This window comes from Yersinia massiliensis CCUG 53443 (assembly GCF_000312485.1).
Lineage (GTDB): Bacteria > Pseudomonadota > Gammaproteobacteria > Enterobacterales > Enterobacteriaceae > Yersinia > Yersinia massiliensis.
On the sequence record NZ_HE997643.1, the window covers coordinates 1,104,494 to 1,120,082 of the forward strand.

Genomic DNA, 15,589 nt, shown 5'->3' on the forward strand with positions numbered 1-15,589 from the left:
CTATTCAAAGGGGATGATAGCTCACGAGCTATCATCCCTAACCAAAATAGATCAAAAGGGTCACCATGTCTCAACCACAGGAATATCAACGTATTGGGGGCTGGTTATTGGCTCCGCTGGCTTATCTCATCGTGACGCTACTCAGTGCCACGTTAATGCTGGCACTTTATGGTATGGCGATCTTCTCGCCGGAATCGAGAGAATACTTGGTGACCAACTCGCAAGCGTTTACGCTGCAATGGTATTTTTCCGTCGTCACCACGCTCCTGATGTGGGTCTACACGGTCTGGGTTATCTGGCTGTTTTGCAGTCGCTCTCGCCGCTTTGTAAAATGGTTTATTCTGTGGTTACTCGTCACCGTATTATTAGCGCTAAAAGCCTTCGCTTTCTCACCAATCACTGATGATATTGCCCTGCGCGCGCTCAGTTGGCCTCTGTTAGCCGCGGCGATATTTGTCCCTTATATCAAGCGTTCTCAACGGGTGAAAATGACTTTCACTGAAAATTAAGGGAGAAACGCACGTTTTCCCCCTAAAAAGTGGGGAAAATCGTAATAACCCTGCACTTCATCTGTTGTCGTCAGGCCGCCAATTTTGGATAATAGGCGGCTTTTATTTTTTTAGGTTCCGCAATGACTGAATACCTGCTCCTGTTTATCGGCACCGTGCTGGTGAACAACTTCGTTCTGGTCAAATTTCTTGGCCTATGCCCATTTATGGGAGTTTCCAAAAAACTGGAGACGGCTATTGGTATGGGGCTGGCGACCACTTTTGTGCTGACATTAGCCTCGGTTTGCGCTTGGATGGTGAACAGTTTTATTTTGCTGCCCCTCGGGCTGGTCTATTTGCGGACGCTGGCATTCATTTTAGTTATCGCAGTTGTGGTGCAATTCACTGAACTGGTGGTGCGGAAAACCAGCCCAGCGCTTTATCGCTTACTGGGCATCTTTTTACCGCTGATCACCACGAACTGCGCGGTATTAGGTGTGGCGTTGCTCAACGTGAATCAATCTCATAATTTCATGCAATCGGCGGTCTATGGTTTCAGTGCTGCTGCCGGTTTCTCTCTGGTCATGGTGCTGTTCGCCGCGATCCGTGAACGGTTGGCCGTGGCCGACGTTCCTGCGCCCTTTCGCGGTTCTTCTATCGCCTTGATTACCGCCGGACTCATGTCGCTAGCCTTTATGGGCTTCACTGGATTGGTGAAGTTCTAATGATGTCGTTATGGATTGCCATTGGTGCATTGAGTACATTGGCGCTGGTTTCAGGCGTTGTACTGGGCTTTGCTGCTCGCCGTTTTCAGGTCGAGAGTGACCCCGTGGTTGAACAAGTCGATGCCATTCTGCCCCAAAGTCAGTGCGGCCAATGCGGCTATCCTGGTTGTCGTCCTTACGCTGAAGCCGTTTCCAGCGGCGGCGAAAAAATCAATAAATGCGCACCGGGTGGCGAGCAAGTGATGCTCAAACTGGCCGAATTACTGGCCGTCGAGCCACAGCCTTTGGATGGCGATGAGGCCGCAGCCCACCCGCAGCGGAAAGTAGCCTTTATCGATGAGGCCAACTGCATCGGTTGTACCAAATGCATTCAAGCATGCCCCGTTGATGCCATTGTTGGTGCTACACGCGCCATGCATACCGTCTTACCCGATCTTTGTACCGGCTGTGATCTATGCGTCTCCCCTTGCCCAACTGATTGCATTGAAATGATCCCTGTAGCAGCAACGACAGCTAACTGGAAATGGGACCTGAGCACCATTCCGGTCACCAACTTGCCTCCTCAGTTAGTTGCCTCACAGATGATTCCGGTGAAAATGATAGATGTGGAGCAACATGTTTAAGCTGTTTACTTCCCGCCAACGCGACAACATTTGGGATTTTGACGGCGGTATTCATCCCCCTGAAATGAAGTTGCAATCAAGCACGGTGCCGATGCGCATTGCGCCTTTGCCTGAGCAGATGATCATTCCTTTGCAACAACATCTTGGGCCTGAGGGTGAATTGTGCGTTAGCGCAGGTCAGCATGTCTTAAAGGGGCAACCGCTAACCGTTGGCCGTGGCCGAACAGTCCCTGTTCATGCGCCAACATCAGGTACCATCACCGCCATTGCACCCCATATCACTGCACATCCCTCAGGTCTGGCAGAACTTTGCGTGCACCTCACTCCCGATGGCGAGGACAATTGGCGGAAACAGCAACCCTGGGTTGACTACCTACAGCGGGACAAAGTCACCCTATTGGACCGTATTCATCAAGCTGGGATTGCGGGGCTAGGCGGTGCAGGTTTCCCTACCGCGAGCAAATTACAAAGTGGTTTGAATAGCGTCACTACATTGATTATCAACGCAGCCGAATGTGAACCTTATATCACGGCTGATGACAAATTAATGCAAGACCATGCCGATGAAGTGATTGCGGGAACCAAAATTCTCATGCACTTACTGCAACCACAGCAAGTGCTGATTGGCATTGAAGATAATAAGCCAGAAGCCATCAAAGCATTACAACAAGCGCTACTCGATCACGATGATATTCAGTTGCGGGTCGTACCGACTAAATACCCCTCTGGCGGCGCGAAACAGCTCACCAAGATTTTGACCGGCAAAGAAGTCCCCTTTGGTCAACACTCTTCGTCCATCGGCGTGTTAATGCAAAACGTGGGGACAGTCGTCGCCATCAAACGAGCTATTATCGACGATGAGCCCTTAATTGAACGGGTGGTGACACTAACCGGTGATGCCTTATCGAAACCCGGTAATTTCTGGGCCAGAATCGGTACACCAGTGCTGCATTTGCTGAAACTAGCCGGATTCCAACCACAGAGTCAGCCAATGGTGGTTATGGGTGGCCCGCTCATGGGCTTTACCCTGCCCAGTTTAGATGTGCCAATCGTTAAAATCAGTAACTGCATTTTAGCGCCAGCAGAAGCCGAAATGGGGTTATCAGAACCAGAGCAATCCTGTATTCGCTGTGGTTTGTGCGTGGATGCCTGCCCAGCGGGTTTGCTGCCACAACAACTCTATTGGTTCAGTCGCGGCGAAGAGCATGAAAAAGCCCGCAACCATAATTTATTCGATTGTATTGAATGTGGTGCCTGCGCCTATGTTTGCCCAAGCAATATTCCGCTGGTGCAGTACTACCGTCAGGAAAAAGCTGAGATACGCGCGCTAGACCAAGAGAGTGCTCGCGCGGCTGAAGCTAAAGCACGTTTTGAGGCTAAACAAGCACGGCTGGCACGAGAGAAACTCGCCAGAGAGTTGCGCCACAAGCAAGCCGCTGTGAAATTAACGGATGCGGATCAGCAAACAGTAGAGGCTGCTGTTAGCCGATTAGCACGGCAAACCAACGACACAGATGCTGCCATCACAGTGACGGCTGGGCAGACACCGGATAATAGCGCGGTGATTGCAGCCCGTGAGGCCCGTAAAGCACAAGCGAGAGCGCGTCAGGCTGAAAAGCAAAACGCTATCGCAGTTGAAACGCCCACCGAGGCAGTTGATCCACGCCAAGCCGCGGTTGCTGCGGCCATTGCCAGAGTGAAAGCCAAAAAAGCCGTGCAAACTGGAGCCGCGCCAGTGGTCGAGCATCAACAAGCTGAAGAGTTACAAGAAGACCCGCGCAAAGCCGCGGTTGCTGCGGCCATTGCCAGAGTGAAAGCTAAAAAAGCAGCACAAGCTGAAGCCGCGCCAGTGGTTGAGCACCAGCAAGCTGAAGAGTTACAAGAAGACCCGCGCAAAGCCGCGGTTGCTGCGGCCATTGCTAGAGTGAAAGCTAAAAAAGCGGCACAAGCTGTTAATCCAGACTAATACAGGCTAAATGGCGCGCTGCCGTACACCAACGGCAGCGTATTAACGCACTGACATGAGATAGCGATAACTACACGCGATATCCCGCATTTTCGATTCGGCATGGCAACTGTCTATCTCAATCACTTCCATTTCAACTCCACCGCCAAACTCTTCACGCAATTTGGGCAAAACAGCGTTAAAAAGATACGTCGAAAACTTCACGCATTCCTTGGCACTGCCTTGATGAGATATCGACAAAAACTCACCCGCAGGGATAGCGATATTATCGATTTCACGGTGCCCTTGAATTTCATGACGCTTGTCTTTATCAATTGCCGTCGAATACTCCAAGCTGTTCTGCTCTTGCTGACACGACTGAGCATTAAACAAGGAATACACTCGCTGGCATGAGAAGTTAATTTCCTTGAAGAAATCGAGCAGAATCTCATCTTTCATCGCCATAAAAGAAGAGTGCTGACCACTACAATGATTGTGCTCATCAAAATCCAACCGGCGTGTAAAACCCACTAATTCTTTCTCAGGCAGAGTTACCCTATTGATTTTCGGCGTGTAATGCTCATAGAAACCAAAACGAGGGATCATCCCCTGCACATCCCAATGCTCCATCTGACGAAAGTTATTGGGTGTCGTGCCGAAACGCTTTTTAAACGTGCGGGTAAAGGTTTGTTGCGAGTCAAAACCCAGCTCATCAGAGATCTCAATGATGGGTCGGCGTGAAATTCGCAAGGCAACGGCGGCCCGAGTTAAAACCCGCCCACGTATATAGGAGGCTAATTGTAACCCCACAATACTTTTAAATTTGCGTTGCAGATGCCATTTTGAATATCCAGAAATCTTAGCTACATCGTCCAATGTCGGACGTTTCTCTAAATTGATTTCGATCCATTCAATTAACTCTTCAATAAATAATATGTCTTCGTTCATCATTTCATTATTCTTTAAATATATAATCTAATGCATACTACATTAATCTATCATTATGCCAATGCTTTTCTTTTGACGAAATCAATGCGTTAATAAATCGTTAATTTACAGTTGATTGCCCTGTGTAATCACAGTAGTTATCCTCAATAAAACAAAGAGATAAAGTTAATCCAAACACCTTCCACCTAATTATAAATGCGACTTTTATCAATTAACCTTAACTATTCTCTTGTTACTATCATGATATAAATTGCAAGTTAATTTTTATAAATTTAACTATTAATCACAAGCTATTCGTAACCTTATATTTCAGCTTAGAATCGATAATAACCCTATGATTAAGGCGTATTACACGCTGCTCGAATAGGGTAGAATGCGCAGCAATATTATTCCCCATAACGGCTAAGTGTATCGACGCCAGCAAGATGAGCTTGCTCGCACGGTGTTTGCGTTTGATAGCCCAGTTAAGCATTCGACATATGGTTGTAATTTCATGAAATTTAGGCCAGTAACACCCACTCAGCACCCTAGGTTGCAGATAGCCAGCTCCCCTTTTACACATAATCAACGGAGCACCAGTAACATCATGCTACTGGTGATCTTAGCCTGTATTCCGGGCATCATTGCCCAGACCTATTTCTTTGGTTATGGCAGCCTGATTCAAGTGGCTTTGGCGATGGTGACTGCCCTGCTGGCCGAAGGAGCAGTTTTACAGCTACGCAAACAGCCCGTGTTGACTCGTCTGCGAGATAACTCTGCCCTGCTGACCGGCTTGTTATTGGGGATAAGTCTGCCGCCTTTAGCGCCTTGGTGGATGATTGTATTAGGTACGATGTTCGCTATTGTTATCGCTAAACAGCTCTATGGCGGCTTGGGGCAAAACCCGTTTAACCCTGCCATGGTGGGCTATGTCGTCCTGCTGATTTCGTTCCCGGTGCAAATGACCAGTTGGTTGCCCCCGTTACCATTACAGGGCACACCAGTGGGCCTTTATGACAGTTTATTAACCATATTTACTGGCTACACCCACAGCGGTGCAAGTATGCATCAACTACAGATTGGCTTTGATGGTATCAGCCAAGCTACCCCACTTGATGGCTTCAAAACCGCATTGCGTTCGCAACCAGCCGAACAAATACTGCAACAACCTATCTTTGGTGGAACCTTGGCTGGCGTCGGTTGGCAATGGATTAACATCGGCTTCCTTGCCGGTGGTCTGTTGCTGTTATGGCGTAAAGCGATCCATTGGCACATTCCCGTGAGCTTCTTACTGGCATTAGCGGGTTGTGCTGCTATCAGTTGGTTCATTGCGCCACAGAGCTTTGCTTCGCCGATGTTCCATCTGTTTTCCGGTGCGACCATGTTAGGCGCTTTCTTCATTGCCACCGACCCTGTCAGCGCATCGACCACGCCCCGCGGTCGTCTGATTTTCGGGGCATTAATTGGTGTTTTGGTGTGGTTAATTCGCGTCTACGGCGGTTACCCCGATGGCGTCGCCTTTGCCGTATTACTCGCCAATATTACCGTTCCGTTGATCGACCACTATACCCAGCCAAGGGTTTATGGCCATGATCAATCCAGTCAGCGCAAGCCTTCGGATAAGAACAGCCGTGCAAATAAGTAAGGTGCCATTATGCTCAACACAATGAAACGTCACGGCATTACTCTGGCATTGTTTGCTGCAGGTGCCACGGGTTTGACCGCGGTAGTGAATGCCTTAACCGAAACGACTATCGCGCATCAAGCCGCTTTGCAACAAAAAGCGTTGCTCGATCAGGTGGTTCCGGCTGAGTATTACGATAATGACATGCAAGCAGAGTGTTACGTTGTCACTGATTCTGCGTTAGGTAATCTGGCCCCCCATCGTCTTTACTTAGCCCGTAAGGATAATAAACCGGTTGCCGTGGCCATTGAGACAACCGCGCCAGATGGTTATTCTGGTGCAATCCAATTATTAGTGGGCGCAGATTTTAAGGGCAATGTGCTCGGCAGCCGTGTGGTGGAACATCATGAAACACCGGGGCTGGGTGACAAAATCGAAGTACGCCTTTCTGATTGGATAACCCACTTCAGCGGTAAGCATGTTGATGGCGAGCAAGATAAGCGCTGGGCGGTCAAAAAGGACGGCGGCGACTTTGATCAATTCACCGGTGCCACCATTACACCAAGGGCAGTTGTTCGGGCGGTGAAAAATACAGCGCTGTATCTGGAAACCCTGCCAGCCAAGCTCGATAGCTTGCCGGTTTGTGGAGAGAATCAATGAGTGAAGCAAAAAATTTGCTAGCCCAAGGGCTATGGAAAAATAACTCCGCGTTGGTGCAATTGTTGGGGCTTTGCCCCCTGCTGGCCGTTTCATCGACGGCGACCAATGCGCTCGGTTTGGGGCTTGCTACCACCTTGGTACTGGTTTGCACCAATACAGCGGTATCGGCGCTGAGACGCTGGGTACCCAATGAAATCCGCATCCCGATTTACGTGATGATCATCGCATCAGTGGTCAGTACCGTCCAAATGCTGATTAACGCCTATGCCTTTGGTTTATATGAGTCACTAGGGATATTTATCCCATTGATTGTCACCAACTGCATTGTGATTGGTCGTGCGGAAGCCTACGCAGCTAAGAACCCTGTTGGCTTATCAGCGCTGGATGGTTTAGCGATGGGGCTGGGAGCAACCTGCGCGCTATTTGTTCTCGGTTCGCTGCGTGAAATTTTGGGTAACGGCACCTTGTTCGATGGCGCTGACATGTTATTAGGTAACTGGGCAAAAGTTTTACGCATTGAAGTGATGCATCTGGATAGCCCATTCCTGTTGGCGATGCTACCACCGGGTGCTTTCATCGGTTTGGGACTGTTGCTCGCCGGTAAATACGTTATTGATGAAAAAATGAAAGCGCGCAAAGCCCATGTGCAGGTCACGGCACCACAATCTCAAGATATTGCGGCAGGGAAAGCCTTATGAACAAAGAAAAACGCGTCGCCATTTTGACCCGTCTGCGGGATAACGACCCGCATCCAACCACTGAGTTGGTGTATACCTCTCCCTTTGAGTTACTGATTTCTGTGCTGCTTTCAGCACAAGCCACGGACGTCAGCGTGAATAAAGCCACGGCTAAGCTTTATCCGGTGGCGAACACCCCACAAGCTATACTGGATCTTGGGGTAGATGGCCTGAAGTCATACATTAAAACGATAGGCCTGTTTAATACCAAGGCCGAGAACGTGATTAAAACTTGCCGTATTTTGCTGGATAAACACAACGGCGAAGTACCAGAAGATCGCGCGGCGCTGGAAGCCTTGCCAGGTGTCGGTCGTAAAACCGCCAATGTGGTACTAAACACGGCATTTGGTTGGCCGACTATCGCGGTAGATACCCATATCTTTCGTGTCTGTAATCGCACCGGTTTTGCCCCCGGCAGTAATGTTGACCAAGTTGAAGCTAAGTTACTCAAGGTGGTTCCCGCTGAATTTAAGCTCGATTGCCACCACTGGTTAATACTTCATGGTCGCTACACCTGCATCGCTCGCAAACCGCGCTGCGGCTCGTGCATCATTGAGGATTTGTGTGAATTCAAAGATAAAGTTTATCCGACACATTAAATGCTAACAGTGGGATTCGATTGGATGCGTTAATACTCCCCTCCAGAAGAGTGACAAAACGGGTTTACGCCATGTGTTGTTTTGTCACTGCCTTAACACCGACTTAATACAGAGCATATCTGTGGCACATCATCATGAAATTTAAACCAGCCATAAAACCTTATACCGGCGCAGCGGGCGGTTGGGGTTCGCTTGAAGCAACGACCCGTTTTGTCTTGGATAGTCAGCAAGCGCTGAAAAACATTCGCAATTTGTTGCGTGTTAATCAGGTTAAGGGGTTTGACTGCCCTGGTTGTGCTTGGGGTGATGATAACCACAGCACCTTCAGCTTTTGTGAAAATGGTGCCAAGGCCGTAAGTTGGGAAGCGACTCGCAAGGCGGTAGAACCTGAGTTTTTTGCTGAGCATAGCCTGACGACGCTACGCCAACAGAGTGACTACTTTCTGGAATATCAAGGCCGCATTACTCATCCAATGCGCTATAACCCGCAAACTGACCGCTATCAGCCGATCAGTTGGGAAAGTGCGCTGGAGTTAATTGCCAAGCACATTAATGGGTTAGATAACCCAAATCAAATAGAGCTATACACCTCCGGTCGTGCCAGTAACGAAGCCTCTTACCTTTATCAGTTGTTTGGTCGCATGCTCGGGACCAATAACTTCCCTGACTGCTCAAATATGTGCCATGAAGCCAGCGGAACCGGGTTGAAACAAAGTATTGGTGTCGGTAAAGGCACCATCCGGATGCAAGATTTTGAGCAGGCAGATGCCATTTTTGTCTTCGGGCAGAATCCGGGAACCAACCATCCACGGATGTTACACAGCTTACGCCACGCTAAAGATCACGGCGCACGGATTGTCAGCTTCAATACCTTACATGAACGTGGTTTAGAGCGGTTTGCCGATCCGCAAAACCCCATTGAGATGTTGACACCAAAATCTTCACCGATCAGTTCAGCCTATTTTCAACCTAACCTTGGCGGGGATATGGCCGCAGTGCGAGGTATGGTCAAAGCGTTGCTGGAAACTCATCGTCAGCAGTTGCTGCAGGGCGATTCTGGCTTATTCGATCAGGCGTTTATTGCCGCGCACACTCAGGGAATTGATGATTATTTGGCTGCTGTTGATAACACGTCATGGGCGCAGATCATCCAGCAATCGGGCCTGAGTGAAGAGCAAATCCGCCATGCTGCTGGTATTTATCAGCACGCTGAACGCGTTATCCTGACTTGGGCCATGGGAATTACACAGCATAAACATTCAGTGATAACCGTACGGGAGCTCGCCAACCTGCAATTACTGTTTGGTCAGTTAGGTAAAGCTGGTGCGGGGTTATGCCCTGTTCGTGGGCACAGTAATGTGCAAGGTAACCGCACGATGGGGATTGATGAGAAGCCCTCGGCCGCGATGCTAAATCGTTTAGGCCAACACTTTGGTTTCACCCCGCCGCAAGCTGCCGGTCATAATACGGTCGAAGCATTGGAAGCCATGCTGCGTGGGGAAGTGAGAGTACTGATTGCCCTTGGCGGGAATCTGGCGGCAGCAGCGCCTGATACTGAGCGCACAGCGCAAGCGTTGCGTAATTGCGATCTGACGGTGCATATCAGCACTAAACTCAATCGTAGCCACCTCATCACGGGTGCCGACGCTTTAATTCTGCCGACATTAGGACGTACTGAGCGTGATATGCAAGCCACTGGCTCGCAGTTTATCACTGTCGAAGATTCGTTCAGTATGGTGCACGCTTCTGAAGGTGTGGGTAAACCGCTGGCAGAAACACAGCATTCAGAAACAGCCATTGTTTGTGGCATCGCGAATGCCGTTTTTGCCCATCAACCCATAGAAAACCAACGTCTTGACTGGCTGGCACTGGCGGATGATTACAATTTGATCCGTGACCATATTGCCGCCACATTGCCTGGTTTCGATGACTTCAACGCCCGTTGTGAACAACCGGGGGGCTTTTATTTGGGCAGTGCCGCCGCTGAAATGCGTTTTGCAACCCCCAGTGGTAAAGCGGAATTTTGCGCCGCCGCCCTACCCGATAGTTTGTTCCCACAAACGAATGGCCCAATAGCAGCCCCCTTTGTACTGCAAACATTACGCTCACACGACCAATACAATACGACGATTTATGGCCTCGACGATCGCTATCGTGGGGTCTACGGGCAACGGGAAGTTTTGTTTATCAACCCTGAGGATTTGGCCGAATTGGCATTAGAAGATGGTAGTTTGGTTGAAATTGAAACCCTGTGGAATGATGGCATCACCCGCAAAGTCAGTGGGTTCAAGCTGGTTAGCTATGATATTCCCCGTGGCAATCTGGCCGCCTATTACCCTGAAACCAACCCGCTGGTACCCTTATCCAGTTTTGGCGATGGCACCCATACTCCGACCTCTAAATCCGTACCGGTTACCGTCCGGCGCTGGCAACCACCACAATCACCCCGTATTGCCTGAATTTATTACCCTCTTCTGGCCCCAAATGGGGTCAGAAGGAAGGCCGCAGTTAGGCTGATAAATTCAGATGGGAATTTTCTCTCAGCATGATATGCCGCTTGCCCGACGGGGCTGATTCGCGTAAAACTGTCAGCCGGATTAAACCCACTCACTTGACCATTCACTGGACGCTATGTTTCAAGATAACCCGCTGCTGGCGCAGCTAAAACAGCAACTTCACACTCAGACCCCACGCGTCGAAGGCGTGGTAAAAGGGACTGAGAAAGGCTTTGGCTTTCTTGAGGTAGACGGGCAGAAAAGTTATTTTATTCCCCCGCCACAAATGAAGAAAGTGATGCATGGCGATAGGATCATTGCCACACTGCACACGGATAAAGATCGTGAAATTGTTGAGCCAGAAACACTGGTTGAGCCATTTTTAGCCCGTTTTGTCGGTCGCGTTCAACGTAAAGATGATCGCCTGTCTATTGTCCCTGACCACCCGCTGCTACGTGATGCCATCCAATGCCGTCCAGTGACTGAATTGCCACATGACTTCCAAAATGGTGACTGGGCAGTGGCCGAAATGCGCCGCCATCCCTTAAAAGGGGATCGGACCTTCCACGCTGACCTCACCGCATTCATCACTAATGGCGAAGATCATTTCGTGCCTTGGTGGGTCACCTTAGCGCGCCATAATCTGGAGCGTGAAGCCCCAGCGATGGTTGAATCCCCTCTGCATGATACTGACCTGCAGCGTGAAGATCTCACCGCCCTGAATTTTGTGACTATCGATAGCGCCAGCACTGAAGATATGGATGACGCATTGTATGTGGAAGACAACGGTGATGGTTCCCTGCTATTAACTATCGCTATTGCCGATCCGACTGCCTACGTCGATGAAAACAGTGAGTTGGATTTAATCGCGCGCAAACGTGCATTTACCAACTACCTACCGGGCTTTAACATCCCGATGTTGCCACGCAATTTATCCGATGACCTCTGTTCATTGCGACCTAATGAACGCCGTCCCGTATTGGTCTGTCGTGTCACCATCGCTGCTGATGGCGCTTTGGGTCACGACATTCGTTTCTCAGCGGCGTGGGTCGAGTCTAAAGCCAAACTGGTTTATGACGAAGTGTCTGACTGGCTGGATGGGCAAGGCGAATGGCAGCCGAAAACCCCTGAGATAGCACAGCAAATCACTTTGCTGAAGCAAGTTTGTGAAGCCCGTAGCCAATGGCGTCAGGCTAATGCGTTAGTCTTTAAAGACCGTCCAGACTACCGTTTCCTGCTGGGTGAAAAAGGCGAAGTGCTGGATATTATTGTTGAGCATCGTCGCATTGCGAACCGTATTGTTGAAGAGTGTATGATTGCCGCCAACGTCTGCGCGGCCCTAGCACTGCGAGATAACCTTGGTTTTGGTATTTATAACGTCCATACCGGATTCGATCCGGCATTGGTTGACCAAGCCGCGACCGTATTGCAAGCCAATGGGGTTGAAGCTGATCCACAGGCGCTGCTCACCCTGCCAGGTTTCTGCGAATTACGTCGCCACTTGGATGCGTTGCCGACTCAGTTCCTTGATAGCCGTATCCGCCGCTTCCAGACTTTTGCTGAAATCAGCACGGTTCCGGGTCCACACTTTGGATTGGGTCTTGAGGCTTACGCCACTTGGACCTCACCTATCCGTAAGTACGGTGATATGGTCAATCATCGTCTGCTAAAAGCCATTATTACTGGGCAGCAAGCAGAGAAACCGCAAGATGAAATCACCGTTCAATTGGCTGAGCGCCGTCGCCTGAATCGTATGGCTGAGCGCGATGTCGGTGATTGGCTATATGCCCGCTATCTGCAACCTCAGGCAGGCACGGATACGCGTTTCCCTGCTGAAATCATTGATGTTACCCGTGGCGGCCTACGAGTGCGATTGCTGGATAACGGCGCGGTGGCCTTTATTCCTGCACCCTTTATTCACGCCGTGCGTGATGAGATGGTGTGCAGTCAGGAAACTGGGACTGTACAGATTAACGGCGAGACGGTTTACAGCCAGAATGACAAGATTGAGGTTCGCATTGCTGAAGTACGCATGGAAACCCGCAATGTGGTTGCCCGCCCTGTTGTCTAGCCTTGCCCGCGACAAATAGTCATGTCGTAAAAGTCAACACAAGCCGTGGTGATGCAAAACATGCCACGGTTTTTTTGATCCCACTCTTTCAGATCACAACTTATTTCGCTCATTTATCTCTGCCTAACCTACCCATCGTCTTATTCCTACCCGCATAGCAATATGTAAAAAAGTACTACCAATTATTACGTAAAAACATTTACGCATCACATTTTTTACTTCCGCTACTTTTCTTTCACATTAAAGCTCCTATGTTAAGTGATCGTGAGATCACCCCCTACAAACGAAGGAGTCGTTACCCATGAAGAACGTCAAGACTGTCGTCATTTGGCTGACCGTGGCGTTAATAGGTGCATTTGCCTTTGCCATGCTAGCGCTGAGTCGAGGCGAGCATGTCAACGCTATCTGGCTAGTGATTGCAGCGGTAGCTTGTTACAGCATCGCCTACCGCTTTTATAGCCTATTTATTGCCAAGAATGTTTTTGAGCTCGATGATCGGCGTCTAACGCCGGCTGAGCGCCGTAATGATGGTTTGGATTATGTCCCGACCAATAAATGGGTGCTATTTGGTCACCATTTTGCTGCTATTGCGGGTGCAGGACCACTCGTTGGCCCTATTTTAGCGGCGCAGATGGGGTTCTTACCCGGGACTATCTGGATTCTGGTTGGGGTGATGATGGCCGGTGCGGTACAGGACTTCCTGATCCTGTTTATCTCCACCCGCCGCGATGGCCGTTCTCTGGGGGAAATGGCGAAACAAGAACTGGGTGCTTTTGCTGGCGTGATTACCATGTTGGGCGCATTGGGTGTGATGATTATCATCTTATCCGCATTGGCCTTGGTGGTCGTAAAAGCCTTAGCTGATAGCCCATGGGGTCTGTTTAGTATTGCCGCTACCATCCCCATAGCCCTGTTTATGGGCGTCTATATGCGCTTTATTCGCCCCGGTAAAATTGCCGAAGTGTCTATCATCGGTTTCGTACTGATGATGACCGCTATTATTTATGGCGGGAATATCGCAGCAGACCCTTACTGGGGACCGTTCTTCACCTTACACGGCACCACCTTGACATGGGTGCTGATTATCTATGGATTCATCGCGTCCGTGCTGCCGGTGTGGTTGTTGCTGGCTCCACGAGATTATTTATCCACCTTCCTAAAAATTGGGGTCATCATTGGTTTAGCCGTGGGCATTGTCTTTGCCATGCCTGAAATGAAGATGCCCGCCGTTTCACGCTTTATTGATGGTAGCGGGCCAGTATTCTCCGGCAGCTTGTTCCCGTTCCTGTTTATCACCATTGCCTGTGGCGCAATCTCAGGTTTCCATGCGTTGGTGGCCAGTGGCACAACCCCGAAATTGATTGAGCGCGAAAGTCATATTCGCTTTATCGGTTACGGCGCAATGCTGATGGAATCCTTTGTCGCCATTATGGCGCTCATCTGTGCGTCTGTTATCGACCCAGGTGTCTATTTCGCCATGAACTCACCGGCGGCATTAATTGGTAGCACGGTAGAAAGTGCCGCGTTAGCGATTAATAGTTGGGGATTTGTGGTCACACCTGAAACCTTAACGATGATCGCCCAAGATGTTGGTGAGAAGTCGATTCTGTCTCGTGCAGGTGGTGCACCGACCTTCGCCGTCGGGATGGCCCATATCATCAGCGAAGTGTTTAATAGCCGCCACATGATGGCCTTCTGGTATCACTTCGCCATTCTGTTTGAAGCGATGTTTATTCTGACTGCCGTCGATGCTGGGACCCGCGCCTGCCGCTTTATGGTGCAGGATTTGGTCGGGGTCGTCGTACCAAGCATGGCAAATAACCGCTCTTGGTTGGGTAACTTATCAGGCACCACGGTCGCCGTCGCCTGCTGGGGCTTCTTCGTTTATCAAGGTGTGGTTGACCCATTAGGTGGGATCAATACCTTGTGGCCACTGTTTGGTATTGGTAACCAGATGCTAGCATCAATGGCGCTGATTTTAGGGACTGTCGTCCTGTTTAAAATGAAGAAGCAACGCTATGCTTGGGTAACGATTGTGCCAACTGTCGGGCTGTTTATTACCTCGATGACCGCTGGCTGGCAAAAGATTTTCCATGAAAAACCAAGCATTGGCTTCTTGGCTCAAGCTCGGAAATTCTCTGCCGGTGTGGAGCAAGGGGTATTAATCGCGCCCGCCAAGAGCATTAAGGACATGGAAACTATCGTGTTTAACAACCAAATTAACGCCGCTTTATGTGCATTCTTCATGCTGGTGGCGGTAACCATGTTGATTTCATCCTTCTTTGTGGTGCGTCGCGCGTTGAAATCCAGCAAACCGACCACTCATGAAACTGAAATCGTATTCCGTGAGGAGACTGCCCGTGGCTAATGTTGGTTTACCTTTTCGCCCACAACCGACCACTGCACCGCGTATCATTACGCGCTGCATACCACTGGTGCCTGTCGTTGCTCATCCAACCCATTTTTGGGGTTGGGTGCGACTGATTGCCCAGCGTATAGCGCAGAGCTTTCGCCTGATGGTCGGCGTTCAGGATTACGGCAATTATGTGAACCATATGCGCCGTCACCACCCTGAAACACCCCCGATGAGTGAACGGGATTTTCACCGCTATTGTCTTGACGCTCGTTTCCCGAGCAAAGCAGGTAAATTGGGGAAATGCCCCTGTTAATGCCAAAGGGAGGTTAATTTCATCGA

At 49.8% G+C, this 15,589-nt stretch carries 13 protein-coding genes; 12 read left to right on the forward strand and 1 reads right to left on the reverse strand.

The features are described 5' to 3' along the window. The first annotated feature begins 65 nt into the window (after nucleotides 1-65). From BN68_RS04940 to rsxC, 4 genes are all read left to right on the forward strand, one after another. Nucleotides 66-509: a DUF2569 domain-containing protein gene (locus BN68_RS04940; RefSeq protein ID WP_019210050.1), complete on the forward strand. Its 444-nt coding sequence runs from the start codon at nucleotides 66-68 to the stop codon at nucleotides 507-509. A gap of 122 nt (nucleotides 510-631) precedes the next feature. Further along, nucleotides 632-1,213: an electron transport complex subunit RsxA gene (gene rsxA, locus BN68_RS04945; protein ID WP_019210051.1), complete on the forward strand. Its 582-nt coding sequence runs from the start codon at nucleotides 632-634 to the stop codon at nucleotides 1,211-1,213. Further along, nucleotides 1,213-1,836: an electron transport complex subunit RsxB gene (gene rsxB, locus BN68_RS04950; RefSeq protein WP_019210052.1), complete on the forward strand. Its 624-nt coding sequence runs from the start codon at nucleotides 1,213-1,215 to the stop codon at nucleotides 1,834-1,836. Before rsxA ends, rsxB begins: the two co-directional genes overlap by 1 nt. Next, a complete protein-coding gene (rsxC, locus tag BN68_RS04955; RefSeq protein WP_019210053.1) occupies nucleotides 1,829-3,802 on the forward strand; it encodes an electron transport complex subunit RsxC in 1,974 nt (657 codons plus the stop codon). Before rsxB ends, rsxC begins: the two co-directional genes overlap by 8 nt. Nucleotides 3,803-3,844: 42 nt before the next feature. Here rsxC and BN68_RS04960 read toward each other — a convergent pair whose 3' ends face one another. Next, a complete protein-coding gene (locus BN68_RS04960) occupies nucleotides 3,845-4,732 on the reverse strand; it encodes a helix-turn-helix domain-containing protein (protein ID WP_019210054.1) in 888 nt (295 codons plus the stop codon). A gap of 490 nt (nucleotides 4,733-5,222) precedes the next feature. Here BN68_RS04960 and rsxD point away from each other — a divergent pair, with 490 nt between their 5' ends. The 8 genes from rsxD to BN68_RS05000 all read left to right on the forward strand — a co-directional run bounded on the left by rsxD (nucleotide 5,223) and on the right by BN68_RS05000 (nucleotide 15,563). Then, complete coding sequence (gene rsxD / locus BN68_RS04965; protein WP_019210056.1) at nucleotides 5,223-6,353, forward strand: electron transport complex subunit RsxD; 1,131 nt, start codon at nucleotides 5,223-5,225, stop codon at nucleotides 6,351-6,353. A 9-nt stretch (nucleotides 6,354-6,362) separates the two neighbouring features. After that, the gene (rsxG, locus tag BN68_RS04970) at nucleotides 6,363-6,992 is read left to right on the forward strand and encodes an electron transport complex subunit RsxG (RefSeq protein ID WP_019210057.1); all 630 of its coding nucleotides are present in this window, start codon (nucleotides 6,363-6,365) and stop codon (nucleotides 6,990-6,992) included. Further along, complete coding sequence (locus tag BN68_RS04975; RefSeq protein WP_019210058.1) at nucleotides 6,989-7,690, forward strand: electron transport complex subunit E; 702 nt, start codon at nucleotides 6,989-6,991, stop codon at nucleotides 7,688-7,690. The genes rsxG and BN68_RS04975 overlap by 4 nt, the downstream gene beginning before the upstream one ends. After that, complete coding sequence (gene nth, locus BN68_RS04980; RefSeq protein ID WP_019210059.1) at nucleotides 7,687-8,328, forward strand: endonuclease III; 642 nt, start codon at nucleotides 7,687-7,689, stop codon at nucleotides 8,326-8,328. The genes BN68_RS04975 and nth overlap by 4 nt, the downstream gene beginning before the upstream one ends. Nucleotides 8,329-8,462: 134 nt before the next feature. Further along, nucleotides 8,463-10,787, forward strand: a complete 2,325-nt coding sequence (locus BN68_RS04985; protein ID WP_019210060.1) for an FdhF/YdeP family oxidoreductase — start codon at nucleotides 8,463-8,465, stop codon at nucleotides 10,785-10,787. Between the two features lie 172 nt (nucleotides 10,788-10,959). Further along, nucleotides 10,960-12,894: an exoribonuclease II gene (locus BN68_RS04990; protein ID WP_019210061.1), complete on the forward strand. Its 1,935-nt coding sequence runs from the start codon at nucleotides 10,960-10,962 to the stop codon at nucleotides 12,892-12,894. Between the two features lie 301 nt (nucleotides 12,895-13,195). Continuing rightward, complete coding sequence (locus tag BN68_RS04995; RefSeq protein ID WP_019210063.1) at nucleotides 13,196-15,262, forward strand: carbon starvation CstA family protein; 2,067 nt, start codon at nucleotides 13,196-13,198, stop codon at nucleotides 15,260-15,262. Then, nucleotides 15,255-15,563 carry a YbdD/YjiX family protein gene (locus BN68_RS05000; RefSeq protein WP_019210064.1) on the forward strand — a complete coding sequence of 103 codons (309 nt, stop codon included), beginning with the start codon at nucleotides 15,255-15,257 and terminating at the stop codon, nucleotides 15,561-15,563. The genes BN68_RS04995 and BN68_RS05000 overlap by 8 nt, the downstream gene beginning before the upstream one ends. The last annotated feature ends 26 nt before the right edge of the window (nucleotides 15,564-15,589 follow it).

Bases quoted from the DNA above. Each gene is read 5' to 3' on its own strand.
- BN68_RS04975 (WP_019210058.1), top strand. From the start codon at position 6,989: ATGAGTGAAGCAAAAAATTTGCTAGCCCAAGGGCTATGGAAAAATAAC.
- rsxC (WP_019210053.1), top strand. From the start codon at position 1,829: ATGTTTAAGCTGTTTACTTCCCGCCAACGCGACAACATTTGGGATTTT.
- BN68_RS04960 (WP_019210054.1), bottom strand. From the start codon at position 4,732: ATGATGAACGAAGACATATTATTTATTGAAGAGTTAATTGAATGGATC.
- BN68_RS04985 (WP_019210060.1), top strand. From the start codon at position 8,463: ATGAAATTTAAACCAGCCATAAAACCTTATACCGGCGCAGCGGGCGGT.
- BN68_RS04995 (WP_019210063.1), top strand. From the start codon at position 13,196: ATGAAGAACGTCAAGACTGTCGTCATTTGGCTGACCGTGGCGTTAATA.
- rsxB (WP_019210052.1), top strand. From the start codon at position 1,213: ATGATGTCGTTATGGATTGCCATTGGTGCATTGAGTACATTGGCGCTG.
- rsxD (WP_019210056.1), top strand. From the start codon at position 5,223: ATGAAATTTAGGCCAGTAACACCCACTCAGCACCCTAGGTTGCAGATA.
- BN68_RS04940 (WP_019210050.1), top strand. From the start codon at position 66: ATGTCTCAACCACAGGAATATCAACGTATTGGGGGCTGGTTATTGGCT.
- BN68_RS04990 (WP_019210061.1), top strand. From the start codon at position 10,960: ATGTTTCAAGATAACCCGCTGCTGGCGCAGCTAAAACAGCAACTTCAC.
- nth (WP_019210059.1), top strand. From the start codon at position 7,687: ATGAACAAAGAAAAACGCGTCGCCATTTTGACCCGTCTGCGGGATAAC.
- rsxA (WP_019210051.1), top strand. From the start codon at position 632: ATGACTGAATACCTGCTCCTGTTTATCGGCACCGTGCTGGTGAACAAC.
- rsxG (WP_019210057.1), top strand. From the start codon at position 6,363: ATGCTCAACACAATGAAACGTCACGGCATTACTCTGGCATTGTTTGCT.